General features: G+C 69.5%; 26 protein-coding genes. 13 read left to right on the forward strand and 13 right to left on the reverse strand.

The features are described from left to right. The first annotated feature begins 51 nt into the window (after positions 1–51). Complete coding sequence (locus DU484_RS11160) at positions 52–615, forward strand: Mov34/MPN/PAD-1 family protein (protein ID WP_114586122.1); 564 nt, start codon at positions 52–54, stop codon at positions 613–615. A 6-nt stretch (positions 616–621) separates the two neighbouring features. Here the strand turns inward: DU484_RS11160 and DU484_RS11165 are convergent, their stop codons facing one another. Next, a complete protein-coding gene (locus DU484_RS11165) occupies positions 622–1485 on the reverse strand; it encodes a DUF502 domain-containing protein (protein WP_114586123.1) in 864 nt (287 codons plus the stop codon). Positions 1486–1568: 83 nt separating this feature from the next. Between DU484_RS11165 and DU484_RS11170 the strand changes: the two genes are divergently transcribed. Continuing rightward, positions 1569–1793, forward strand: a complete 225-nt coding sequence (locus tag DU484_RS11170; protein WP_114586124.1) for a hypothetical protein — start codon at positions 1569–1571, stop codon at positions 1791–1793. Between the two features lie 43 nt (positions 1794–1836). Further along, entirely contained in the window at positions 1837–3468 is a 1632-nt protein-coding gene (locus tag DU484_RS11175) for a long-chain-fatty-acid--CoA ligase (RefSeq protein WP_114605926.1), read from the forward strand. A gap of 3 nt (positions 3469–3471) precedes the next feature. Here DU484_RS11175 and DU484_RS11180 read toward each other — a convergent pair whose 3' ends face one another. Together DU484_RS11180 and DU484_RS11185 are read right to left on the reverse strand one after the other, a co-directional pair. Beyond that, complete coding sequence (locus tag DU484_RS11180) at positions 3472–4218, reverse strand: hypothetical protein (RefSeq protein WP_114605927.1); 747 nt, start codon at positions 4216–4218, stop codon at positions 3472–3474. Positions 4219–4284: 66 nt separating this feature from the next. After that, on the reverse strand, positions 4285–5517 hold the full coding sequence (locus tag DU484_RS11185; RefSeq protein ID WP_114586127.1) for an iron-containing alcohol dehydrogenase: 1233 nt from the start codon (positions 5515–5517) through the stop codon (positions 4285–4287). A 111-nt stretch (positions 5518–5628) separates the two neighbouring features. Between DU484_RS11185 and DU484_RS11190 the strand changes: the two genes are divergently transcribed. After that, the gene (locus DU484_RS11190) at positions 5629–6252 is read left to right on the forward strand and encodes a ferredoxin--NADP reductase (RefSeq protein ID WP_222844836.1); all 624 of its coding nucleotides are present in this window, start codon (positions 5629–5631) and stop codon (positions 6250–6252) included. 14 nt (positions 6253–6266) lie between these two features. Here the strand turns inward: DU484_RS11190 and DU484_RS11195 are convergent, their stop codons facing one another. Then, complete coding sequence (locus DU484_RS11195; RefSeq protein WP_114605928.1) at positions 6267–7472, reverse strand: iron-containing alcohol dehydrogenase family protein; 1206 nt, start codon at positions 7470–7472, stop codon at positions 6267–6269. An 83-nt stretch (positions 7473–7555) separates the two neighbouring features. On the opposite strand from DU484_RS11195, the gene DU484_RS11200 reads away from it, so the two are divergent. Beyond that, positions 7556–8338, forward strand: a complete 783-nt coding sequence (locus tag DU484_RS11200) for an SDR family NAD(P)-dependent oxidoreductase (protein ID WP_187347692.1) — start codon at positions 7556–7558, stop codon at positions 8336–8338. A 6-nt stretch (positions 8339–8344) separates the two neighbouring features. Here the strand turns inward: DU484_RS11200 and DU484_RS11205 are convergent, their stop codons facing one another. Then, on the reverse strand, positions 8345–10351 hold the full coding sequence (locus DU484_RS11205) for an AMP-binding protein (RefSeq protein WP_114586130.1): 2007 nt from the start codon (positions 10349–10351) through the stop codon (positions 8345–8347). Between the two features lie 125 nt (positions 10352–10476). Continuing rightward, positions 10477–11250 carry an SDR family NAD(P)-dependent oxidoreductase gene (locus DU484_RS11210; protein ID WP_114605929.1) on the reverse strand — a complete coding sequence of 258 codons (774 nt, stop codon included), beginning with the start codon at positions 11248–11250 and terminating at the stop codon, positions 10477–10479. A 214-nt stretch (positions 11251–11464) separates the two neighbouring features. Between DU484_RS11210 and DU484_RS11215 the strand changes: the two genes are divergently transcribed. From DU484_RS11215 to argH, 3 genes are all read left to right on the forward strand, one after another. Beyond that, entirely contained in the window at positions 11465–12055 is a 591-nt protein-coding gene (locus DU484_RS11215; RefSeq protein ID WP_114586132.1) for a hypothetical protein, read from the forward strand. A gap of 81 nt (positions 12056–12136) precedes the next feature. Further along, positions 12137–13072, forward strand: a complete 936-nt coding sequence (locus tag DU484_RS11220) for a BKACE family enzyme (RefSeq protein ID WP_114605930.1) — start codon at positions 12137–12139, stop codon at positions 13070–13072. Positions 13073–13132: 60 nt separating this feature from the next. Then, a complete protein-coding gene (gene argH / locus DU484_RS11225) occupies positions 13133–14389 on the forward strand; it encodes an argininosuccinate lyase (RefSeq protein ID WP_114605931.1) in 1257 nt (418 codons plus the stop codon). Here the strand turns inward: argH and DU484_RS11230 are convergent. After that, positions 14386–15549 (reverse strand): sensor histidine kinase, encoded by a 1164-nt coding sequence (locus DU484_RS11230; RefSeq protein ID WP_114605932.1) that lies wholly within the window; start codon positions 15547–15549, stop codon positions 14386–14388. The genes argH and DU484_RS11230 overlap by 4 nt on opposite strands. A gap of 96 nt (positions 15550–15645) precedes the next feature. After that, complete coding sequence (locus DU484_RS11235) at positions 15646–15888, reverse strand: DUF7120 family protein (RefSeq protein WP_114586136.1); 243 nt, start codon at positions 15886–15888, stop codon at positions 15646–15648. 101 nt (positions 15889–15989) lie between these two features. Here DU484_RS11235 and DU484_RS11240 point away from each other — a divergent pair, with 101 nt between their 5' ends. Beyond that, positions 15990–17300 (forward strand): heme-copper oxidase family protein, encoded by a 1311-nt coding sequence (locus DU484_RS11240; protein ID WP_114605933.1) that lies wholly within the window; start codon positions 15990–15992, stop codon positions 17298–17300. Here the strand turns inward: DU484_RS11240 and DU484_RS11245 are convergent, their stop codons facing one another. From DU484_RS11245 to DU484_RS11265, 5 genes are all read right to left on the reverse strand, one after another. After that, on the reverse strand, positions 17301–17861 hold the full coding sequence (locus DU484_RS11245; RefSeq protein WP_114586138.1) for a hypothetical protein: 561 nt from the start codon (positions 17859–17861) through the stop codon (positions 17301–17303). It lies immediately after the preceding gene. A gap of 25 nt (positions 17862–17886) precedes the next feature. Beyond that, positions 17887–18207, reverse strand: a complete 321-nt coding sequence (locus tag DU484_RS11250) for a hypothetical protein (RefSeq protein ID WP_157969329.1) — start codon at positions 18205–18207, stop codon at positions 17887–17889. A gap of 7 nt (positions 18208–18214) precedes the next feature. Beyond that, positions 18215–19312, reverse strand: coding sequence for a TIGR04053 family radical SAM/SPASM domain-containing protein (locus DU484_RS11255; RefSeq protein ID WP_114605934.1), 1098 nt, complete (start codon positions 19310–19312; stop codon positions 18215–18217). A 2-nt stretch (positions 19313–19314) separates the two neighbouring features. Beyond that, complete coding sequence (locus DU484_RS11260; protein WP_114586141.1) at positions 19315–19584, reverse strand: CGCGG family putative rSAM-modified RiPP protein; 270 nt, start codon at positions 19582–19584, stop codon at positions 19315–19317. 66 nt (positions 19585–19650) lie between these two features. Next, complete coding sequence (locus tag DU484_RS11265; RefSeq protein ID WP_114605935.1) at positions 19651–20067, reverse strand: SRPBCC family protein; 417 nt, start codon at positions 20065–20067, stop codon at positions 19651–19653. Between the two features lie 94 nt (positions 20068–20161). Between DU484_RS11265 and DU484_RS11270 the strand changes: the two genes are divergently transcribed. The 4 genes from DU484_RS11270 to DU484_RS11285 all read left to right on the forward strand — a co-directional run bounded on the left by DU484_RS11270 (position 20162) and on the right by DU484_RS11285 (position 21740). Beyond that, entirely contained in the window at positions 20162–20425 is a 264-nt protein-coding gene (locus DU484_RS11270; protein ID WP_114586143.1) for a DUF2249 domain-containing protein, read from the forward strand. Positions 20426–20474: 49 nt separating this feature from the next. Then, the gene (locus DU484_RS11275; RefSeq protein ID WP_181861558.1) at positions 20475–20663 is read left to right on the forward strand and encodes a methytransferase partner Trm112; all 189 of its coding nucleotides are present in this window, start codon (positions 20475–20477) and stop codon (positions 20661–20663) included. 82 nt (positions 20664–20745) lie between these two features. Then, positions 20746–21327 (forward strand): DUF7524 family protein, encoded by a 582-nt coding sequence (locus DU484_RS19555; RefSeq protein ID WP_157969330.1) that lies wholly within the window; start codon positions 20746–20748, stop codon positions 21325–21327. Further along, a complete protein-coding gene (locus tag DU484_RS11285; RefSeq protein ID WP_114586144.1) occupies positions 21327–21740 on the forward strand; it encodes a thiol-disulfide oxidoreductase DCC family protein in 414 nt (137 codons plus the stop codon). Before DU484_RS19555 ends, DU484_RS11285 begins: the two co-directional genes overlap by 1 nt. The last annotated feature ends 18 nt before the right edge of the window (positions 21741–21758 follow it).

Here is a 21758-nt window from a genome sequence, read left to right on the forward strand (position 1 = left end):
ACACGGAGCGACAGCCGACAGTATTAGAAGGTGACGGCACCCACGTTCGGTATGCGTCTGTTCCGGTCGAGCGAACTCCTCGGTATCGCTCGGGAGACCATGGACTTCGTCCTCGAGGCCAGCGAGGAGACCCACCCCAACGAGTACATGGGCTTTCTCCGCGCGGAGGACGCGCGCAAACTCGGCCTCGACCGGCGCGGACAGGTGATCACCGACGTGCTCGTCATCCCCGGCACCACCTCGAACCCCGTCAGCGCGACGGTCCGCTCGGAGATGAAGCCCAACGACGTGCAGTCCGTCGGTTCGGTCCACTCCCACCCGAACGGCGTACTCCGCCCGAGCGACGCCGACCTCGCCACCTTCGGACAGGGCGACGTCCACATCATCGTCGGCGCGCCCTACGGCCGCGGCGACTGGCGGGCGTTCGACAATCAGGGGGAGCCGACGACTCTCGATGTCCTCGACGTGGAACTCCCCGAGGAGCGCTTCTTCGATTTCACACAGGAGGACATCGACGCCGAACTGCTCGCCGAAGGTCGAAACCGGGGTGTCGTCACCCCCGTCGACGAGGACGAGGAGGACGACGGCGGCGGCTTCCTCTCGTGGCTCCGCTGAGCCCGCTCACTCGGAGGTCCGGCCCCGCCCCTCCGCCTCGCCGTCGCCGTCCTCCACGTCGTCCATCGCGGCCCGTTCGCGGGCGGCGGCCACCGTCTCCCGCGCCGTCTCCTCTAGCTCCTCGATTCCGACCATCACGTCCGCGGCGTCGAGGCGGCGCTCGAAGCGGTCGAGCATCCCATCGGTGAGTTCCTCCTCCGACCGACGACCGGTGGCGACGCCGCTGGTCACGATGGACTGGATGCCCTCCTCGACGGTCATGTCCACGTCGAAGACGTGTTCCTCGGCGACGTGGAGAACGTACCCGCCCATCACGGGGTTGGGAGCCATGGGGAGGAAGACGGTGATCATCCCCTCGGTCTCGCCGACGCCTTCGCACACCACGTCCGGCGTCTCGGCGGTCAGGAAGGCGAAGGCGTAGGTCCCCTTGTCGGGAAACTCGACGAGTTTCACCTCCTGAAAGCTGTCGGTGTCGCTATCGAGGAGGAGGCCGCTCATCTCGTCGATGCTCTGGTACAGGGAGCCGACGCCGGGAATGCGGGAGACGAGCGTATCGAAGAAGGCGCCGAACCCGGAGCGGTTCGGGCGGCGCTCGGTCCAGACGCCGATACAGAAGATGGCCGCGAGGATGGAGAGGATGGCGACGACTTTGAGCGTCGTATCGGAGGCCGGCTGGAGCCCCGTGACGGAGGTGAAGAAGCCGACGACGGGGTCGAGTTGCTGGGAGACGAAGTCGACGACGGCGCCGAGAACCACGAGCGTGACGATGAGCGGGAGGGTCACCGCGGCGCCGGTGACGAACGCCTGCCGGGCGAAGCCGCGTGGCCCGTCGTACTCCTCGAAGGCGTCCATCTCGCTTGGACGGTCCATACGCGGCCGTCGGCCGCGGCGGCGGAAAACGTTCCGGCGGCGTGGCCGTGGCCCTGAAGTGGCTCACGCCACACACCCCGCCCATGGACGAAGCACTCGAGGTAGTCGACGTACTCGCCGATTCGGGTCTCGAAGGGGCGATCACGTGGCTCCTCCGACTGCTCGGTCTCGTCGCCGTGCTCGCCGGACTCGGCCTCTGGCTGCTCACCGACGTGGGACTGCTCTTTCTCCCCGCGGCCCTGATCGTCCTCGGTCTCGTCTTGCTGGTCGTGCCCAGCATCCTGCTCGCCTTCGCCGAACTCGCGTGACGGACGCGATGACTTTTATCACCCCGCTGGCGAACCGTCCCGTATGACTGGACACGCACAGACGCTCCGACCGTTTCTGTCGCGGGCGGCGCAGCTGTACCCCGACCGAGAACTCGTCGCCCGGACGGCCACGGGGACGGTTCGGTACACGTACGCCGAGTACGCGGACCGCGTCGGCCGACTGGCGAGCGCCCTGCGCGACGCCGGTATCGGCCGCGGCGACCACGTGGCGACGATGTGCTGGAACCACGACCGCCACGCCGAAGCCTACTACGCGGTGCCGAACCTCGGTGCCGCGTTGCATACGATCAACCCGTTGTTGCCCGCGGACGACGTTCGAACTATCGTCGCCGAGGCGGCCGACCGACTCCTCCTCGTCGACGCGTCGCTCGCCGGCGCGCTGACCGAGGCCTACGACCCCGACGCCTTCGAGAGCGTCGAGCAGGTGGTGGTCGTCGACGGCGAGGCGTCAGGTCTCCCGTTCGACGCCGTCGATATCGACGCCTTCGTCGCCGGTCACGACCCCGACCCCGACTACCCCGAACTCGCCGGCGACGACCCCGCCGGCCTCTGTTACTCCTCGGGGACGACCGGCGACCCGAAGGGCGTCCGGTACACCCAGCGGATGCTCTGGAGCCACACGATGGCGATTCTGACGCCGGCGGGGCTGGACATCTCCCATCACGACACCGTGATGCCCGTCGTCCCGATGTTCCACATCAACGCGTGGGGGCTTCCCTACGCGGCGACGGCGGCCGGTGCCGCGCAGGTCTACCCCGGCCCGTCGCCCGATCCGGCGGACCTCGTGACCCTGATCGAGGACGAGGGCGTCACCCTCACCGCGGGCGTCCCGACGGTGTGGCTGGGAGTGCTCGACTACCTGCAGGAGCACGACGCCGACCTCTCCGCCCTCGACCGCATCGTCGTCGGCGGCGCGGCACCCCCCGAACGCCTGATCCGCGCGTTCGACGACCGGGGCGTCGAGGTGGTGCACGGGTGGGGCATGACCGAGACGGCGCCCGTCGGCGCCGTCTCCCACTGCAAACCCGAGTTGCGCGACGCGGACTACGAGACGCAGTTGGAGAAACGGCTCAAACAGGGGCTGATCCTCCCCGGACTGGAGTTCCGCGTCGTCGACGACGACGGGGACGAGGTGCCACACGACGGCGAGACGATGGGCGAACTGCTGGTGCGCGGGCCGTGGGTCACCACGTCCTACTACGGCCGCGAGGACGACGAGGCGTTCGAGGGGTCGTGGCTCCGCACCGGCGACGTGGTGACCGTCGACGGGAGTGGGTACGTCGAACTCGTCGACCGTGCGGCCGACGTGATCAACTCCGGGGGCGAGTGGATCTCCTCGCAGGCCGTCGAGAACGTCATCATGGACGACGAGCGCGTGCGCGAGGCGGCCGTCGTCGGCGTCCCACACGACCGCTGGGGGGAACGCCCCGTCGCGTACGTCGTCACCGACGCCGACGACCGCGAGGCGCTGATCGACGCCGCGGGCGAGCGGGTCCGCGAGTCCTACCCCGACTGGTGGACGCCCGACCGATTCGAGTTCGTCGACAGGCTGCCCAAGACGGCGACGGGCAAGTTCGACAAGGTGGGGCTCAGAGCGCGGTTCGAGGGGTCGCTCGACGGGAGCGTCGACGCCGACCCGCCGGACGGGGACTGACGGTTACCCGAGCACGAGTATCGCGGCGCCGAGCACGACGGCGACGGCGCCGATCAGCAGCCCCGCGAGCGACGTCGTCGACAGCCGACGGAGCGCGTTGCCGGCGCTTCCCGTCGAGACGACGAGCGGGTCGAGGCGGCCGTCGCGGACGCGGCCGGCCACGGTCACGTCGTCGCCGGGCGACGCGCGGCGCTCGCTGTACCGCCGGCGGCCGAGCGAGAGCGTCCGCGTGACGGGAACGAGCGGGGCGGGGGGTGCCGTCCAGACCGTCTCCCGTCCGAGACCGTCCGTCTCGCGTTCGTACCGGGCGATCCGCTCCGGTGGGTCGTCGTCGGGACCGACCGTCGCGACGACGGTCGAATCGAGTGCCACCGTGCGGACCGGATCGGCGACCGACACCCTCGCGTGTGGCGTCCGCACGGCGAACGCCGTACTTCGGGTCGGCTCGTGAATCGTCACGTCCGTCGGGAGGAAGAAGGCGCCGGGGCGGCGTTCCTCGACGACGGCACGGTGGGCGACGCAGTCGACGCCGCTGAACGGCGCCGTGAGCGTCCGCTCGGCGTCGACGGCGCCCGAGACGCGGACGAGCGCCCCCTCGGCGACGCCGTCGATCCGATCGACGGGGTCGGCGCGGGCGAGCGCGGCCGTGCGCCACAGGTGGCGGACGCTGACGAGACAGACGAACGCGCCGAGCAGGAGGGTGGCGACGCCGAAGAGGGCGGGGAGAGCGGGCAGAGCGGGGAGGGCCATACCGGCCGTTGCGGGGACGCACCACCTAAATCCCGCGACGCCGGTACTGGCGTACGATACGCAGTATCAGGACCGACGCGGACTGTCCGGCGCCAAGGCGTCGTCGTAGATGGTCGTATAGAGATCGGCAATCTCGTCGCGGGTCGGCTTTCGCGGGTTGTTGTCCGGCGATCCGGAGTCGATGGCGTCCTGTGTCATTTCGTCGACGACGGAGAGGTAGTCGTCCCGCGAGGGTACCTCGCCGAAATCGTCGAGATAGCCGGTCAGATCCACGTCCCGACAGAGCCGGAGGACCCCCTCCGCGGCCGCGTCGGCGGCCTCGCGAGTGGGGGTGTGAGCGTCCGCGACGCCGAGGATGCGCGCGATTTCCGCGTACTTCTCCGGCGCCGCCATCGACGAGAAGTCGACGACGTAGGGGAGGATGAGGCCGTTCGCCAGCCCGTGGGGGATGTGGAGTTGGGCGCCGAGCGGCCGCGCGAGACCGTGGACGAGGGCGACGGAGGCGTTGGTGAACGCCTGCCCCGCCTGCAACTGTCCGACCATCACGTCCGCACGGGCGTCGAGGTTGTCGCCGTTGGCCCACGCGACGGGGAGCGAGCGGGCGATGCGCTCCATCGCCTGTTCGGCGTAGCCGTCGGGGACGCTGTAGGATTTGACCGAGACGTACGCCTCGATGGCGTGGGTGAGCGCGTCGATGCCCGTAAACGCCGTGTGGCTCTTGGGCAGGGAGACGGTGAGTTCGGGGTCCTCGATCGCCACGTCGGGGACGACGTTCGCGGAGACGATGAGGAACTTCGTCGACGTGGATTCGTCGCTGACGACGACCGACCGGGTGGCCTCGCTGCCCGTGCCCGCCGTCGTGTTGACGGCGATCAGCGGCGGCGAGGGGTTCGGCACCCCTTCGTACCCCGCACGGTCGACGCCGAAATCGCGGATCGAGCCGTCGTTGGCCGCGAGGATGCCGACGCCTTTCCCCGTGTCGATGGAGGACCCACCGCCGAGCGTGACGATCAGGTCGCAGTCGTTGCGCTCGTACAGGTCGTGGGCGGCCTCGATGTTCTCGACGGTCGGGTCGGGGCGCACGTCGGTGTAGACGACGGCCTCGACGCCCGCCGCGTCGAGTCGGTCGACGACCGTGTCGCCGTGGAACTCGAAGATCTGTTCCGTCGCGACGACGAGCGCCGTGTCGCCGTAGCGCGCGGCGTGGTCGCCGACGGTGTCGACCGCGCCGACGCCGAGTTCGATCCGTCCCGGCGAGACGACGGTGCGCGTCTCGTTCGACAGTACAGTGTCGTGCATGACACCACGGAAGTCGGCCGTGACGGTCTTATAGATTGGCGGCGCGGCCGGAACGCCTCACGCCGCGTCCGTATCGCCGAAGGTTTATCCCCGCCACCCCTGGTGGGAGGCATGACAGCAGTCACCGTCGACGCCGTCGAGGAAGTCGGCACACGGACCGTCGCGCTCGAACTCCGGACGCCGGACGGCTTCGACGCCGAACCCGGACAGTTCTTGCTCGTCCGGGCCACCGTCGACGGGGTCGAGGAGACGGGCTACTACACCCTCTCCTCGCCCGACACCGAGGGGACGATGGAGATAACCGTCGAGTACGTGCCGGAGGGGACGCTCGCGCCGTGGCTGGCCGAACGGACGCCGGGCGACGAGATAGAGATCGAAGGGCCGTTCGGCGACGTGCGCTACACGGGCGACGGCCCGGCCGTCGTCCTCGCCGAGGGGCCGGGCATCGGCCCGGCGGTCGGCATCGCCGAACGCGCCCGCGGAGCGGGCCACGACGCCACCGTGATCTTCTGGGGCGAGGACCCGCCCCACCGTGACCGCCTCGACGCCCTCGACGCCGACGGCGCGACGGTCCTCGTCGTCGGTTCGCTCGACGAGGCCGTGGACACCCTCGTCGGCGCCGCCGAGGCGACGGTGTACGTCTTCGGCTTCGAGTCCTTCGTCCGCGACGCGAAGACCGTCGCGGAGGCGGCCGGCGTCGCCGACGTACGCGCCGAGAGCTTCGGGCCGCGCTGAGTCGCCCACCCCACCTACCACGCCGCGTCGAGTACGTCTCGAACGTCCGCGACCGACGGGTCCAGCCCCGCGGGCACCGTCGTCAGCAGCGGGTCGTCGACGATCCGTTCGGCCACGTCGTCCAGATCGGACCGCGCGAGGCCGTCGATGGCTCGCAGGCGGGTCGGGAGGCCGAGGCCGTCTCGCACGTCGGCCACCGCGTCGACGACGGCCGAGGCCGTCGCGTCGGCGTCGGCTGCTGTGACGCCCAGCGCCTCCGCCAACAGGTCGCGCCGGCCGTCCACCTCCTCGAACAGGTACCGGAGGACGTGGGGCGCGACGATGCCGTGGACGACGCCCTGGTGGGCCTCGGTGTTCCGTGAGAAGCCGTGGCCGAAGGCGTGGACGAGCGAGAGTTTGTACGCCCCGGGTTCGGAGACGCCGTACTGCACGCAGACGATGCCGGCGAGCACGTCGTCGAGTCGGTCGGACTCCATCGGGTCCTCGCGGAGCGTGGGGAGACCGGACCGAAGGAGTCGGAGGCCGCGGGCGGCCGTGCCGTCGGTGATCGGCGTCGAGTTGCGCGTGTAGAGCGCCTCCACGCCCTTGTCGAAGCCGTTCATCGCCGAGGCGGTCAGGACGGCCGTGGGCGTCGTCCGGAAGAGGTCGGCGTCGTACCCGATCGCCGCGGGCATGAGTCGCGCGTCGCCCACGCCGCCGCTCGGGGGGTCGTCGGCGTCGGGACCGTGCGCGAACGTCACGCCCGCGACGGTGGAGAGGTCGGCGCCCGCGAGCGTCGTCGGGACGGCCACGACGGGGAGCGGGTCGCCCGCGGCGAGGGCGAGCGACGCCTCGTCGATTGCCCGATGGCCGGCCTCGTCCGGATCGTCGTGGGTGGTCAGCGTCGCCATCACCGTCGCCACGTCGAGGGAACTCCCGCCGCCGACGGCGACGAGGACGTCGGCGTCGACGGCGCGGGCGCGCCGGACGCCCTCGATGGCCGTGCCGAGGTACTTCTCGGGCGTCGTCTCGTCGAAGACGCCGGCGAGTCGGTCGCCCAGTCCCTCGCGGACCGGGTCCATCACCGCCGGCGTCGCGCCGACGGTGGTGCCACAGACGACGAGGGCGCGCTCCCACCCGTGGCGCTCGCACGCCGCCTCCAGATCGGTCACGCAGCCGGGGTAACACGCGATCTCGCCCGGCCGGTACGCGAACTCGAACCGCCGTCGATCGTCGGTCATGCCGGTGATACGGCCACCGCGGAACATAAACCATCGTCCCGACCGACGGTACAGTTATTTCGCTCGCTCCGGAGCCGTGAGATATGCAGGTGTCCGATATGCGCGCCATCGTCACCGGCGGCGGCCGTGGCATCGGGGAGGCGATCTGTCTCGAACTCGCCGACAACGGCGCCGAAATAGCCATCGCCGACGTGGACGAGGAGGGGATGGCGGCGACCGTCGAGCGGATCGAAGCCGAGACCGAGGCGACGGCCGCGTCGTACGCCGTCGACCTCGCCGACCCGGCCCTCGTCGACGAACGGGTCGACGCGATGCTCGACGACCTCGGCGGCGTCGAGATTCTGGTCAACAACTCCGGAATCATGGGGCCGACGGCACCCGTAGAGGACGTGACCGTCGAGGAGTGGGACCGGACGATGCACGTCAACCTCCGCGGGCAGTTCCTCACCTGCCGGGCCGTCCTGCCGACGATGAAGGCCGCGGAGTTCGGCCGCATCGTCAACATCGCCTCGATGACGGGGAAGAACCCACTCTACAACCGAGCACCGTACGCCGCCTCGAAGATCGGTGTCATCGGGCTGACGCGGACCCTCGCCGACGAGGTGGGCGACCACGACATCAACGTCAACGCCATCTGTCCCGGGCCGGTCGACGGCCCACGCCTCGATCGCGTCTTCGAGGGACAGGCCGAGGCACGTGGCGTGCCCGTCGAGCGAGTCCGCGAGGAGGCGAGAGCCGAGAGCGCCCGGGGCGAACTCGTCCAGCCCGAGGACGTGGCCCAGCTCGCCCGGGTTCTCTGCTCGCCCGACGCCGACCGGATCACCGGGCAGGACCTCAACGTCTCCGCCGGCCGGGTGATGTTCTGACCGCCCTCAGCGCGCCGCCTCGATCTCGTCGAGCACGTCGGGGTTCTCGATGCTGCTCATGTCGCCGAGTTCCTCGCCGGTGTAGATGGCCTCGATGGCCCGGCGGATGATCTTCCCGCTCTGGGTCTTGGGGAAGGCGTCGACGAACAGCACCTCGCGGGGTCGGAACGGTTTCCCCAACTCCTCGCCGACGGTGTCACGGACCGCCTCGCGCAGGTCGTCGCTCTCCTCCTCGCCGGCTTCGAGGACCACGTAGAGGACGACGGCGGTGCCCGTCGTGTCGTCGGGGACGCCGACGGCCGCGGCCTGATTCACCGCGTCGTGTTCCATCGCGGCGCCCTCGACTTCGGCGGGACCGACCTTCCGACCGGCGACGTTGAGGGCGTCGTCCGCGCGGCCGTGGAGGAACCAGAAGCCGTCCTCGTCTTTCTGTGCCCAGTCGCCGTGGTCCCACAGATCCTCGAACGAACTCCAGTACTCCTCCAGATACCGCTCGTCCCCGCTCCAGAGCGACTTCGTCATGCTCGGACAGGAGTCGCGGGCGACGAGGAAGCCGCGTTCGTGGCTGTCGGCGATGGAGTCGCCGTTGCGGTCCACGATGTCGATGTCCATGCCGAGCCCCGGCCCGCCGAGGGTGCAGGGCTTGAGCGGCGTGATCGGCATGGGCATGAGAAAGCAGCCCATGATCTCCGTCCCGCCCGAGATGTTGATGATCGGGGTGTCGCCGCCGCCGACCTCCTCGTGGAACCAGAGCCACGACTCGGGGTCCCACGGTTCGCCGGTCGACCCCAGTAGACGGAGGCTGGAGAGATCGTAGCCCTCGACCCACTCGTCGCCCCGCTTGCGCAGGGCGCGAATCGCGGTCGGCGAGATGCCGAACTGCGTGATGCCGTGGTCGTCGATCATCCGCCAGAACCGGTCGGGCTGGGGGTGGTCCGGCGCCCCCTCGTACATGACCACCGTGCCGCCGTGGGCGTGGGTGCCGATCAGCGTCCACGGCCCCATCATCCAGCCGATGTCGCTGACCCAGAAGAAGCGATCCGAGGGCTTGAGATCCATCCCGAAGTAGACTTCCTTGGCCGCCTGCAGCAGCGCGCCGGCGTGGGTGTGGACGATGCCCTTCGGCTTCCCCGTCGTCCCCGAGGAGTACAGCAGCATCGACTCCTGATCCGAGGGGAGGGATTTGGACTCGTAGTCGTCGGCCGCCTCGGCGACCGACTCGGCCCACAGTTCGTCCCGGTCGTCGTCCCACGGGATCGCCCCCTCGCTCGCGAGGCCGAGACGGTCGTAGACGACCGTCCGCTCGACGTGCCCCGCCTCGTCGATGGCCTCGTCGGCCGACTCCTTCAGTGTCACCTGACTCCCGCGGCGGTAGAAGCCGTCGCCGGTAAAGAGGACCGAACACTCGGCGTCGCCGATGCGGGTGGCGGTGGCGTCGACGCCGAATCCGGAGAAGATGGGAACCGCGACGGCTCCCACCTTGAAACAGCCGTAGAGGATGGCGATGACCTCGGGGACCATCGGCATGTAGAGGCCGACGGTGTCGCCGGTTCCCACCCCCTCGGACTCCAGATAGTTCGCCACCCGGTTCGACTGCCGGGCGAGTTCGTGGTAGGTCACCTCGCGCACCTCGCCGGGTTCGCCCTCCCAGATGCAGGCGACTTTGTTGCGCTCCGCCGCGTCCGGCGCCGCGTACCGGTCGACCGTGTTGTGGGCGACGTTGAGTCGGCCGCCGGGGTACCAGTCCGTGAACTGTGGCCCCTCGGCGTCGTTGCGGACCGCGTCGTAGCCCTCGAAGAAGTCGATGCCGAGGTAGTCGACGAGTTCGTCCCAGAACCACGTGACCCCCGACCGTGGCTCCCCCTCGACGTTCGAGGTGGTCCGCTCGATCAACTCGTCGTAGTCGTCGATGTCGTAGGTCCGCATGAAGTCGTAGACGTTCGTCGACTCGACGAACGACTGCGAGGGGCTGTAGACGACCGCGTCCGTCCGCTGCTCCCGGTCTTCGGTCATGCTCCGAATGTGCCACGGAGAGGGTAATAGGTTTTTGCGTCCCGCGAGTCGACCCGTCGCGGGCCGGCGATGCTGCCGGCGCTCCGACCGGCGACGAACGCGAGCCGTCGTGATTCCCGACGCCCCTACCGACCGAACGCGCCCGCGGTGAACCCGTCGTCGACGGTGAGCACGGTCCCGTTCGTGTACGTCGCGGCGTCGCTGGCGAGGTAGATGGCGGCGCCGACCATCTCCTGAGGATCGGCCAGTCGCCCGTTCGTCGTCCGGCTGACGATTTCGGCGTGGCGATCGGTCCCCTCGTCGTAGGTGCCGCCGGTCTGTTCCGTGCGGACGAAGCCCGGGCGGATGGCGTTGACCCGAATCTCCGGGCCGAGTTCCTCCGCGGCGACGCGCGTGAACGCGTCGATGCCGCCTTTCGCCGTCGTGTACGGCACCAGATCCGGGATGGAGAGTCCGTTCGAGATGGAGGAGATGGGAATGATCGCCCCCTCGTCCATCCGCTCGGCGAAGGTCTGGACGGCGCGGTAGGTGCCGTCGAGCTGTACGTCGAACACCCGTTGCCACTCGTCCTCGGTGCCGTCGTCGAGGTTCGCCCGCGCGATGTAGCTCTGTGAGGTGACCAGCACGTCGACCCCGCCGAGGGCGTCGACGGTGGCGTCGCGCAGGGCGACGAGCGACTCGCGGTCCGTCACGTCGCAGGTCCGTTCGACCGTCTCGGCGCCGAGGTCACGGAGTTCGCCCGCCGTCTCGGCCACGTCAGCCTCACTCCGACTCGACGCCACCACGTCCGCGCCGTCGGCCGCGAACCCGTGGGCGAGCGCCCGTCCGATGCCGCTGGTCCCCCCGATGACGACCGCTCGTTTGCCCTCGACCGTGACCGGCGTGTGTTCGTAATCCATACGTCGGCGTCACGGGTCCGGAACTTAGCGGTTGTCCCTGCGTCCCGCACTTCGGGTTCCGGTGAGGCGCCCGGCCCCGAGCAACCGATCGCCGGAACGGACTCCGAGGACGTAGTGGGGTGCACTCCCTTCCCGGTGGTTCCGGTTTCTGATCAGCGCTGTGTCAGGATCGTCGTATCGGAACCCTCTTTTCATATCCACGATTCAAACTGGTATGTCCACGTCAGGCGACTCCGACGACCTCCCGCTCGTAGAGGGGGCCATCGCCGGCGCCGCCGCCTGGATCGTCGGCTACCTGCTCACCGGCCTGCTCGTCCTCGTTCGCCTCGAAGACACCGAACTGGGCGAGCTATCCAGCAACGTCGACGGCGGCGGCAACGGCTTCGAGTTCGTCGGGTGGGTGTTCTTCAACAGTCACTTCGTCGATACGGTCGTCGAGGCCGATTTTCTCGGGTTCGGCGGGTCGAGCACGACGTCGTTCGTCGGCGGTGACGGGTTCACGGCGTTACTGTATCTGGTTCCGGTGGCGCTGCTGGTCGGGGCCGGGCTGGCCGTCGGCCGCGCACGGGGTGTCGACGGGACGACCGACGGCGCGGTCGCCGGCGTCTTCGTCGTCCCCCCGTATCTGGTGCTGTCGACCGTCGGCGCGTTGCTGTTCCGCGTCTCGACCGAGGGGCTCGGCGCCAGCTTCAGCGGCCGACCCGAACTCCTGCCGGCGATCCTCCTGGCCGGGGTCGTGTTCCCGGCCGTCTTCGGCGCCATCGGTGGTATCGTCGCCGCGCACACCGGCCCCGGGCGGGAGTGAGTTCCGACCCGGAGGGCCACCGAGCGGGGCAATCGGGGGCAATCCCCTACACCTATGCCGGAGCCGATCATCCGCGGTCGTATGCGCCAGTTCGACAAGACCATCATCTCGTGTGCGGTGACCGGGGCGATACACACGCCGACCATGTCGCCGCATCTCCCGATCACTGCCGAGGAAATCGCCGAGGAGGCCATCGCGGCCGCCGAAGCCGGCGCCAGCATCGTCCACCTCCACGTCCGCGACGAGGAGACCGGCGAACCGATCACCGACCTCGAACTCTTTCGGGAGGTCGCAGAGCGGGTCGCCGCCGGCTGTGACGCCGTCGTCCAGCCGACGACCGGCGGCGCGCCGACGATGGCGCCCGAGGAACGGATTCGGGTCGTCCCCGAACTCGAACCCGAGATGGCCTCCTGTAACATGGGGTCGATCAACTTCGGTCTCTACCAGCTGGTGGAGAAGTACGACGAGTTCGAGTACGACTGGGAGGCGGACTATCTTTCGGGCACCCGCGACCTGATCTTCCGGAACACCTTCGAGGACCTAGAGACCATCCTCCCCGTCTTCGACGACCACGGCACGATGCCGGAGTTGGAGGTGTACGACGTGGGTCACCTCTACAACGCGAAACACCTCCTCGACCGTGGCCTCCTCTCGACGCCGCTTCACATCCAGTTCGTCATGGGCATCCACGGCGGCATCGGCGCGAGCGCGAAGAACCTGACTCACCTCGTCGACGTGGCCGACGACCTCTTCGGCGACGACTTTTCGTTCTCGGTCATCGGCGCCGGCCGCAACGAGTTCCCCCTCGGCACGCAGGGCGTCTCCATGGGCGGGAACGCCCGCGTCGGCCTCGAGGACAACCTCTATCTCGAACGCGGCCGCCTCGCCGAGAGCAACGCCGAACTCGTCGAGAAGATGGTCCGCCTGACCCAGGAGGTGACCGGCCGCGACGTCGCCACGCCGGCCGAGACCCGCGAGTTCCTCGGCCTGAAGGGACAGGACGCGACGAACTTCTAGGGCGGTCGCCCGCCGCCCCGTACAACAACGCTTAGTACCGTCCCTCGGGTAGGCGGAGCCATGCTCTGGGAGAACACCGACCATTCGGCGAGCGAGGCGACGCTCCAGTACACGATGGAGCCGAAGGAGTTCGAGAACCGGTTTCTCCCGTACGACGTGCTGACGAACCTCGCGCACGTGACGATGCTGCACCGGCAGGGCTTCCTCGACGACGACGAACTCGCGGCCCTCCGGGACGCGCTCACCGACCTCTATCACGAGGCCGACGAGGTGGACGGCGAGGACGTCCACACGTTCGTCGAGGAGCGCGTGACTCGGCGGACCGAGGCGGGCAAGAAGATGCACCTCGCTCGCTCCCGCAACGACCAGATTTTCGTCGACACGCGGCTGTTCATGAAGGACGCGACCATCGACCTGGCGGGCCGAATCCTCGACTTCGTCGACGCGCTCAGGACCTTCGCCGAGGAGAAGAACGTCCTGATCCCGGGCTACACCCACCAGCAACAGGCGATGCCGTCCTCGACGGGGCTGTGGGCGTCGAGCTACGTCGACGCACTGATCGACGACCTGAAGTCGCTCCGGGCGACCTACCGGATCATCGACTCGAACCCGCTCGGCGCCGCCGCCTCCTACGGCACCAGCCTCGACATCGACCGCGACCTGACGACCGAACTCCTCGGGTTCGCCCAGAAACAGCACAACCCCATCTACTGCTCGAACCGCGGGAAACAGGAGCTACAGTTGCTCCAAACGCTCGATCTGGTGATGCTCGACGTACAGAAATTCGCGGAGGACGTGATCAACTTCTCCGAGGACCAGCAGTTCTTCGAACTCGCCGACGACTACACGACGGGGAGTTCGATCATGCCCCAGAAGCGCAACCCGGACATCCTCGAACTCGCCCGCGCGAAGGCGGAGGAGGTGTCGGCGGGCAAGGAGGCAATCCGCCGCATCATCGGCAAACTCCCGAGCGGTTACAACCGCGACAGCCAGCAGACCAAAGGCCACCTGATCGAGGGGGTCGACACGGTGCGGGCGACCCTCGACATCCTCACCCCGCTGGTCGAGAGCATGGAGCTCTCGGACGACTTCGAGACCGACGAGGGCATCTTCGCCGCCTACACCGCGAACCAGCTGGTCACGGAGGGGATGCCCTTCCGCGACGCGTACCACGAGGTCAAATCGAGCGAGGAGTACGAGACCCACGACGAGGTGGCCGAGCCGGTCCACCAGCCGGTCGGCGACCTGCGGACGTTCTGGGCCGACGAACGCGAGCGCTTCGACGGGATGTCGGAGCGCCTGCTGACGGCCGACTAGTCGACCGTCTCGAACTCCAGGATCACCACGCTCCCGCGTGGCTCGTTGTCCTCGATGCGAACCCGGCCGCCGTAGCGCTCGACGAGGGTTCGCACGAGGTAGAGCCCGACCCCACCCGCGTCCGAGGCGTCCGTCACCTCCTTCTCGAAGACGGCCTCCTTGCGTTCGTCCGGAATCCCCGGCCCGTCGTCGCCGATGGCCACCACGGCCCGCCCGTCGCCGGCCGTCGCCGACACCTCGACGTGTGGCTCCGCGGTGTCGTTGTGGGTCACCGCGTTCACGAGCAGGTTCCGGAACACCGAGCCCAGCATGTCGTCGGCGAGCACGTCGACCGCCGGAATCTCGCCGTCGATCCGAACGGTCGCGTCCTCGTGTTCCGCCCGGATGTGGTCGGCGGTTTCGGCGAGCGTCGGCCGGAGCGCGACCGGCCGCTCCGTCCGCTGGTCGAGGATGGCGTCGAGTAGCGTGCGGAGGTCGTCGGTGAGGTCGACGACGTGTTCGCCCGCCTCGACGAGCCGCGACAGCTGGTCGGCCGCCTCGCCGTCGACGTGGTCCTGCAGGGTGTTGCCGTACCCCAGTACCACCTGCATCTCGTTGCGGATGTCGTGTCTGACCATCCGATTGAGCAACGCCAACTGTCGGTTCTGTTCGTCGAGGCGGCGCTCGCGCTCCGCCCGCGAGAGCGCCGCCTGAACGTTCTTCCCGAGGATGCTCGCCAGCTTCTCGTCGGCGTCCTCGAGGGTCGTCCGGTCGGCCGTCCCCACGGTCAACACTCCGTGGTCGTCGAGCGGGACGGTGATCACGGCGTGCAGCGGCGTCTCGGAGGCCGCTTGCGCCCGGCTGATCGTCAGCCGGCGCGTCTCGTCGGCCTCGTAGGCACGCCACAGCCAGCTTCCGGGCTCGTGGCGCATCTCCGCCGCGGGGTCGCCGTCGACGTGCGGTTCGATCGATTCGGAAATCGCCGCCGCTTCGAGGGCGTCGTCGGTCGATGTGGGATACCAGACGACGCTGTACGGGAACTCGAGCACGTCGACCGCCGCGTCGACGGCCACCGACGCGATCGCCTCGCGGCCGTCGACGTCGAGGAGACGCCGCGTCGCCGCGTGGAGCGCTTCGAGTTCGGCCATCCGCTTCGGCTCCGAGTCCTGCGGCTGTCCCATCCTGTCCGCACGTAACGAGTATCCGATACTAAACGTTACCCCGCGGAGGGGCGGGCTGCCCCCGTTTCTGTCGGCGAGAAAGAATTTCGACGCGGGCTACAGCGTGTGTTCGTCGTCCGACTCGTTCCGGATCGCCGGGTCCTGCTGATCGTCGACCACCTGCGTGAACAGGTCCTCGTCCGCCGTCTGGTTCGGCGAATCGTCCGTGTTGTACGCCGAGACGCCCAGCGAGAGCAGCTCTTCGACCGCCTGATCGCGGTTGATGAACTCCCCGTCCTCGACGAGCTGTCGAATCTCGATATCCACGTCGTCCGGCAACGAAACTTCCGCGGTAGGCATGGTCGGCACTCAGACGTTCCGGTGTATTAAAAACCCGGTTCGCCCCCGACTCGAACACGTTCGCCACGACGCCGAGGGTCGAGGCGTCCCTACCCTCTTCCATGACCGCCGTTCCCCAAGGTGTGGACCCCGACGGTGGGCCGCCGCTCTCGATACCGCTTCGGCATTTCGTCGCCGCGCTCGGCTTCCTCCTCGCCGGCTCGGCGCTCGGCGTCGCCGACGCGTTCGGCGTCGCCTCTGGCCTCGCCCGCCTCGCGCACGTCCACCTCCTGCTCGTCGGCTTCGTCTGTCTCACCATCGCCGGCGCGATGACGCAGTTCGTCCCCGTCTGGTCGGGACGGACGCTCCACTCCCGCCGGCTGGCGCGCGTCCAGCTGTGGCTGCTCGTCGTCGGCCTCGTCGGCTTCGTCGCCGGGCTCCTGACCGGGCGACCCGTCGTCCTCCCTGCCTTCGGCGGCCTCCTGCTCGCCGGCTTCTGGACGCTCGCGTACAACGTCGGCCGGACGCTCGACCGCCCGCTCGACGTGACCGAGCGCCACTTCGCCGCCGCGCTCGCTTTCTTCGTCGTGCTGACGGCGCTCGGCGTCGCCCTCGCGACCGGATTCGTGAGGCCCATCTTCGGCGGCGCGCTCCCCCGGTCGGCCGTCGTCGGCGCCCACGTCACGCTCGCCGTCTTCGGCGCCGTCCTGACCACCGTCTTCGGCGCGCTCTACCAGCTGGTCCCGATGTTCGGTCAGACCGACCTCGACGGCCTCGACCGTCGGCTCCAGCGGATCGAGACGGTCGTCTACCCACTCGGCGTCGCCGTCCTCGCGTTCGGGCGCCTCCTCGCGAACGCTCCCCTCGCCCGCGTCGGCGCCGGCCTCCTCCTCGCGGGCGTCCTCGCCTTTCTGGTCGTCCTCGGGCGCCGCCTCCACGACGCCCGGGCGGACTCGACGCCGATGCTGGTTCGGTACACGCTCCTCGCGCCCGCGCTGCTCGTCTGGCTACTCGTGGCGCTGCCGGCGTGGCTCCGCGACCCGCTGGCCTCTACGGCCCGGTTCGGCGCGCCGGGGACCGTCCACCTCCTCGCCATGGTCTTCGTCCTCGTCCTCGTCGGGACGCTCTATCACGTCGTCCCCTTCCTCGTCTGGGTCCACCGCTACAGCGACCGCCTCGGGCTGGAGGCCGTCCCGATGATCGACGACCTCTACGACGACCGCCTCGCGACGGCCGACCTCGTCCTCGTCGCCGGCGGCGGCGCCTGCCTCGTCGCCGGCGAGTGGGCGGGGTGGGAACCCGCTGTCCGTCTCGGCGGCGTCGGCCTCGCCCTCGGATTCGCCGTCGTCGCCGCGAACCTGTCGCTCGTGGTGTGGCGACACGCTCCGGAGGCGCTCCGTCGCGGCCCCGCAGTGACCGCCGGGGGAGAGTGATCAGAACGGGGTCGTCGCGCCGTCGGTGTCGTCCGCGCCCGCCAGCGTCCCCTCTCGATCCGCTTCGGGGACGGTCCCGTCCCCGCTGGCCGCCTCTAGGTCCGCGAGCCGTCCGTTGATCCGGTCGCTCGCGTCGTGCATCGGTGCGATCCGGACGCGAACACGGTCGAACTCGTGGGGCGGCCCCACGTCCGCGGCGTTCCACGCCCGGAACGAGGCCGTGGTCAGGGTGTCGCTCTGCGGACAGAACTCGGTCGTCGGCGTGAACTCCGCGCGGAGGGTGGTCGGGTCGTCCGCGTCGACGGCGTACCGGTAGCCAGCGTCGGGATGCCTGGTGTCGAGGTTCAGCCGCGCGAGGTTGTAGCCGAACGTCACGTCGTAGACGGTCCGTTCCTCGAACCGCTCGCGGGTCAGCCGGTGGACGGCCGCGTGGTCGCGTCCCGTCAGTACCGCGTGGCCGTCGAGGAAGGGGCCGGGGTCCGGGAGATGCTCGGGGACGAACGAGTCGTAGTCGTCGAAGTCGCCGTCGTCGCTCGACCAGGGACGGGGGACGATGGGCATGGGCGACGGTACGGCCGCCCGCCACCTACCCTCCGTCCCGAATACGTTCGGGATCGAACAGCCGCGCGACTGCCGGCCGCTCCTCCTCCGGCGCGTCCCGTGCCGGTTCGAGGACGCCCGCGGCGATGCGGCCGGCCATGCGCGCGACGGTCCGTCGCTGTGCCGGCGTCAGTCCGTCGAGTCGGTCGAGTGCGGTCCGCAGTTCCCGCGTCGCGACGGTGCGGCCGCAGTCCCGCAGGCACCGGTCGAGCGGGTCGGCCGGCGTCGCCCGTCGCTCCCCGCCCGTCGCGTCGCCGCCGTCGCCGTCGTCCTCACCGTCGTCCATCCGCTGGAGTCGTATCGACATCCTCGGATCAGTCCCCCGTCGCCGCCGGTCGGTCGTCGGGGAGCGGGCCGTCGTACCCCTCGGGCACGTACGCACACAGCGGGTCGCTCGCCAGCGGGTCGCCCGCCGTGGCGTACGCCCGCGACCGACTCCCGCCACAGACCCCCCGGTACTCACAGGCACCACACTTCCCGCGGAGCGCGCCGGGGTCGCGGAGGTCGGTGAACAGGTCGGCGTCGCGGTAGACGTCGACGAGGCTTCGCTCGCGGACGTTGCCCGCCGACTTCGGGAGAAAGCCCGAGGGAAACACGTCCCCGACGTGGCTGACGAACGCGAAGCCGTCGCCGGCGGTGATGCCGGTCCGCCGGCCGATGGCGTCGGCCACGGCACCCGCCCCGCTCTCGCGTTCCCGCTGCAGTGCGACCCGTCGGTAGTGGGGTGCCTCGGTCGTCTTGATCCCGAACTCTTCTTCGGCTTCCGCCTCGGCCAGCCACGCCATCACGTCCTCCGCGCGCTCGGGGTCGATGGAGTCGAGCACCGCTCCCCGACCGACGGGCACGAGGAAGAAGACCGACCAGAGGACGGCGTCGAGGTCGGCCACGAGGTCCCTGATCGCCGGCAGTTGGCTCACCGTCTCGGCACAGACCGTCGTGTTGATCTGGAGCGGGAGGCCGGCGTCGCGGGCCGCCGCCGCCGCTTGCATCGTCGACTCGAAGCTCCCCGGTTCGCCCCGGAACTCGTCGTGGGCGGCCTGCGACCCGCCGTCGACGCTCAGCGCGAGGCGGCGCGCGCCCGCGTCGGCGACGGCTCGGACGCGGTCGGGCGTCAGCGACGCCGTCCCGCTCGGGGTGAGCGTCATCAGGAGCCCCCGATCCGCGCCGTACTCGATCAGCTCCACCGTGTCGTCGCGGGCGAGCGGGTCGCCGCCCGAGAGGACGACCAGCTGGTTCTCGCCGAAGCGTCGCGCCTCGTCGAGCAGGGCCGTCCCCTCCGCCGTCGTGAGTTCGTCGGGGTGGCGCTCGGACTGAGCGTCGGCCCGGCAGTGCTTGCAGGTTAGCTCACAGGCCCGCGTGAGTTCCCACACGAGCACGAACGGCCGCTCGTCGGTGTCGACGTTCGCGTGCATGGTCAGACGTGGACACGGGTGACGTAGCCGCCACAGCCACACTGGTCGACGTACTCGACGGTCACGTCGTCGAACCGCTCGCGGAGTTCGTCGTACAGATACGCCTCCGGGTGGCCGTGGTCGCCGTGGGTCACGAGGTTGACGTGCGTTCCGGGTGCGGTTCGTTCCACCGCCGCCACCGACTCCTCGACGACGAGTTCGCGGCTCGCGGCGTGGTCCGGCCCTTCGAGATTCGCCGACCACGAAGTGTCGTGGGTCGTCTCTTGGCTCATGGTCGTCGATTGCCGCTCCGGTCCCCAAAGGCGTCCCCCGAACACGTTCGTCTGGAGGCGGTCGGATCAGCCGAGCGTGGCTTCGAGGTGATCGAACTGCGCGTCGAGTTCCTTCCGTCGCTGCCGGCGGATGATCGTCGAATCCAGCAGGTCGCCGACGAGCGCCACGTCGAGCGCGAAGTCGGTCGATGCCTCGACGCGCGTGCCCTCGACGCCCGCGTCTTCGAGATGGTACTCGGTCCGCATCGACTCGAAGATGCCCTCGCGCTGTTCGTACGCGAGGACGGCCGTCGGGTCGTCGACGCGCTCGAGCCCCAACTCGATGGTGGCGATGCCCACCCGGTTGACGAGGTGAATCTCGTCGCCGTCGACGGTCACCTCGTCGAACCCCGCGGCGCGCATGAACGGTTCGACGTCCAGTATCGCCTCCCGAACGGCCTCGGCCGGCGCGGCTATCGTCCGCGCGACGGTGACTGTCTGCATACGCGTAGCCCCCGTCGCCAGGGTGATGAAGCCCGGCGGTGGGGCGAACCCGTTCGGGACAACGGCCTCGGTTTCGGCGCCCCACCTCTCTGCTATGTCAGGTGTCGACTCACTCCTGGCCGAGACGAACGCCCCGTCGACCACGGTCCACGACGTACTCGACGTGCGTGAACTCCCGCCGCCGGAGCCGCTGAAGGTTACGCTGGAGACCCTCGCCGAACTCGACGACGACGGCGTCGTCGTGCAGGTGAGCGACCGCGTTCCCCAGCACCTGTTCCCGCGTCTCGACGACCGGGGGTTCGCCTACGACACCGTCGAGCGGGACGACCGCGTCGTGACCGCCATCTGGCGCGCGTGACGCCCCGGTTCCCGTGGCTTTTTATCGACCCGACACCTCCCATCGAATGATGAAGGAATCCCTGATGGACATCCTCTGTGATCCACTCGATAAGAGCGACCTGGAACTCGAAGTGGACGAACGGGACGGCGAGGAGATCATCGAGGGGCGGCTCGTCGGCACCGTCACGGGCGAGGTGTACCCCATCGAGGACGGCATCCCGAACCTCCTGCCGCCGGATATGCGCGACGACGAGTAGGTTCGGTGACCGAACGACGACACCCGGCCGGCGCTCACGCCCGGCCTGAAGCTTTTTCCTCCCCCGGTACGACCCTCGGCCTGTGACTCCGGTGTTGCTCGTCGAGTTGAACCGTGGGCAGCTTCACGACGTGGAGGCTCCGGCGGAGTTCGCCACCTCGGAGCCGTTCTCCGTCGAGCTTCGCAACCACGGCGAAGCCGTCCACGTCCACGTCCGCGCCGACGATACCCTGGCCGCGGCCGCCCGCATCGACGCCGACGGCAACCTCTTCGTCGAGCGCGAGACGACCAAATCCGTCCCCGTCGGCGTCGGCCCCGTCGACGACCCCGTCACCGGCACGCTCGAAATCTCGACGGGCTACGGCTCGGAGACGCGGTCCGTCGAGGTGACGGTCGAACCCGAATCCGACGGCGACGCCGTCGACGTCGACGAGACGCTCTCGAAACCACAGCGGCCCGACCCCGAGCCGGCCACCCCGTCGCTCGGCGACCGCCTCGCGGGCGCCCTCCCCGGCCGCCGCGTCGTGCCCGTTCTCCTCCTCGGCGTCGTTGCCGTCGCCGTCGCCGCCGCCGTCGCGAACGCCGTCCGCAGTCCCGCGGTGCTCGTCGGCGCCGGCGTCGTCGTCGGCGCGGTGCTCGTCGCCATCGTCGCCTTGCTTCGCTGATGAGCGAGTCGTCCGCGTCCGCCGACGGCCCCGTCCTCCTGTTCGACGGCGTCTGCAACCTCTGTACCGGCGCCGTCCGGTTCGTCGTGCCCCGCGACCCCGACGGCCGGATTCGGTTCGCCCCCCTCCAGTCGGCCGCCGGGCGGGCGCTGTTGGCGCGTCACGACCTCCCCGACGACCTCGACAGCGTCGTCCTCGTCGAGGGCGACCGGGTGTACACGAAATCCGCCGCCGCCATCCGGGTGGCCGAGCTGCTCGGGTGGCCGTATCGGGCCGCGGCGGTCGCGCGCCTCCTCCCGCGACGGCTTCGGGACGCCGCGTACGACGTGATCGCCGCCAACCGCTACGACTGGTTCGGACGCAGAGAACAGTGTATGGTGCCGAGCGAGGACGTGAGCGACCGGTTCCTCTGATCGTCCGTCGGTGTTTCT

It is taken from the genome of Haloplanus rubicundus (genome assembly GCF_003342675.1).
In the GTDB taxonomy this organism is placed as follows: domain Archaea; phylum Halobacteriota; class Halobacteria; order Halobacteriales; family Haloferacaceae; genus Haloplanus; species Haloplanus rubicundus.

Coding starts and splice junctions, on each gene's coding strand:
- DU484_RS11220 (WP_114605930.1), top strand. CDS start 12,137: ATGCGCCAGTTCGACAAGACCATCATCTCGTGTGCGGTGACCGGGGCG.
- DU484_RS11205 (WP_114586130.1), bottom strand. CDS start 10,351: ATGACCGAAGACCGGGAGCAGCGGACGGACGCGGTCGTCTACAGCCCC.
- DU484_RS11230 (WP_114605932.1), bottom strand. CDS start 15,549: ATGGGACAGCCGCAGGACTCGGAGCCGAAGCGGATGGCCGAACTCGAA.
- DU484_RS11180 (WP_114605927.1), bottom strand. CDS start 4,218: ATGGCCCTCCCCGCTCTGCCCGCTCTCCCCGCCCTCTTCGGCGTCGCC.
- DU484_RS11255 (WP_114605934.1), bottom strand. CDS start 19,312: ATGCACGCGAACGTCGACACCGACGAGCGGCCGTTCGTGCTCGTGTGG.
- DU484_RS11195 (WP_114605928.1), bottom strand. CDS start 7,472: ATGACCGACGATCGACGGCGGTTCGAGTTCGCGTACCGGCCGGGCGAG.
- DU484_RS11275 (WP_181861558.1), top strand. CDS start 20,475: ATGAAGGAATCCCTGATGGACATCCTCTGTGATCCACTCGATAAGAGC.
- DU484_RS11170 (WP_114586124.1), top strand. CDS start 1,569: ATGGACGAAGCACTCGAGGTAGTCGACGTACTCGCCGATTCGGGTCTC.
- DU484_RS11175 (WP_114605926.1), top strand. CDS start 1,837: ATGACTGGACACGCACAGACGCTCCGACCGTTTCTGTCGCGGGCGGCG.
- DU484_RS11185 (WP_114586127.1), bottom strand. CDS start 5,517: ATGCACGACACTGTACTGTCGAACGAGACGCGCACCGTCGTCTCGCCG.
- DU484_RS11240 (WP_114605933.1), top strand. CDS start 15,990: ATGACCGCCGTTCCCCAAGGTGTGGACCCCGACGGTGGGCCGCCGCTC.
- DU484_RS11270 (WP_114586143.1), top strand. CDS start 20,162: ATGTCAGGTGTCGACTCACTCCTGGCCGAGACGAACGCCCCGTCGACC.
- DU484_RS11265 (WP_114605935.1), bottom strand. CDS start 20,067: ATGCAGACAGTCACCGTCGCGCGGACGATAGCCGCGCCGGCCGAGGCC.
- DU484_RS11190 (WP_222844836.1), top strand. CDS start 5,629: ATGACAGCAGTCACCGTCGACGCCGTCGAGGAAGTCGGCACACGGACC.
- DU484_RS11285 (WP_114586144.1), top strand. CDS start 21,327: ATGAGCGAGTCGTCCGCGTCCGCCGACGGCCCCGTCCTCCTGTTCGAC.
- DU484_RS11215 (WP_114586132.1), top strand. CDS start 11,465: ATGTCCACGTCAGGCGACTCCGACGACCTCCCGCTCGTAGAGGGGGCC.
- DU484_RS11210 (WP_114605929.1), bottom strand. CDS start 11,250: ATGGATTACGAACACACGCCGGTCACGGTCGAGGGCAAACGAGCGGTC.
- DU484_RS11200 (WP_187347692.1), top strand. CDS start 7,556: ATGCAGGTGTCCGATATGCGCGCCATCGTCACCGGCGGCGGCCGTGGC.
- DU484_RS11160 (WP_114586122.1), top strand. CDS start 52: ATGCGTCTGTTCCGGTCGAGCGAACTCCTCGGTATCGCTCGGGAGACC.
- DU484_RS11245 (WP_114586138.1), bottom strand. CDS start 17,861: ATGCCCATCGTCCCCCGTCCCTGGTCGAGCGACGACGGCGACTTCGAC.
- DU484_RS11250 (WP_157969329.1), bottom strand. CDS start 18,207: ATGTCGATACGACTCCAGCGGATGGACGACGGTGAGGACGACGGCGAC.
- DU484_RS11165 (WP_114586123.1), bottom strand. CDS start 1,485: ATGGACCGTCCAAGCGAGATGGACGCCTTCGAGGAGTACGACGGGCCA.
- DU484_RS11260 (WP_114586141.1), bottom strand. CDS start 19,584: ATGAGCCAAGAGACGACCCACGACACTTCGTGGTCGGCGAATCTCGAA.
- DU484_RS11235 (WP_114586136.1), bottom strand. CDS start 15,888: ATGCCTACCGCGGAAGTTTCGTTGCCGGACGACGTGGATATCGAGATT.
- argH (WP_114605931.1), top strand. CDS start 13,133: ATGCTCTGGGAGAACACCGACCATTCGGCGAGCGAGGCGACGCTCCAG.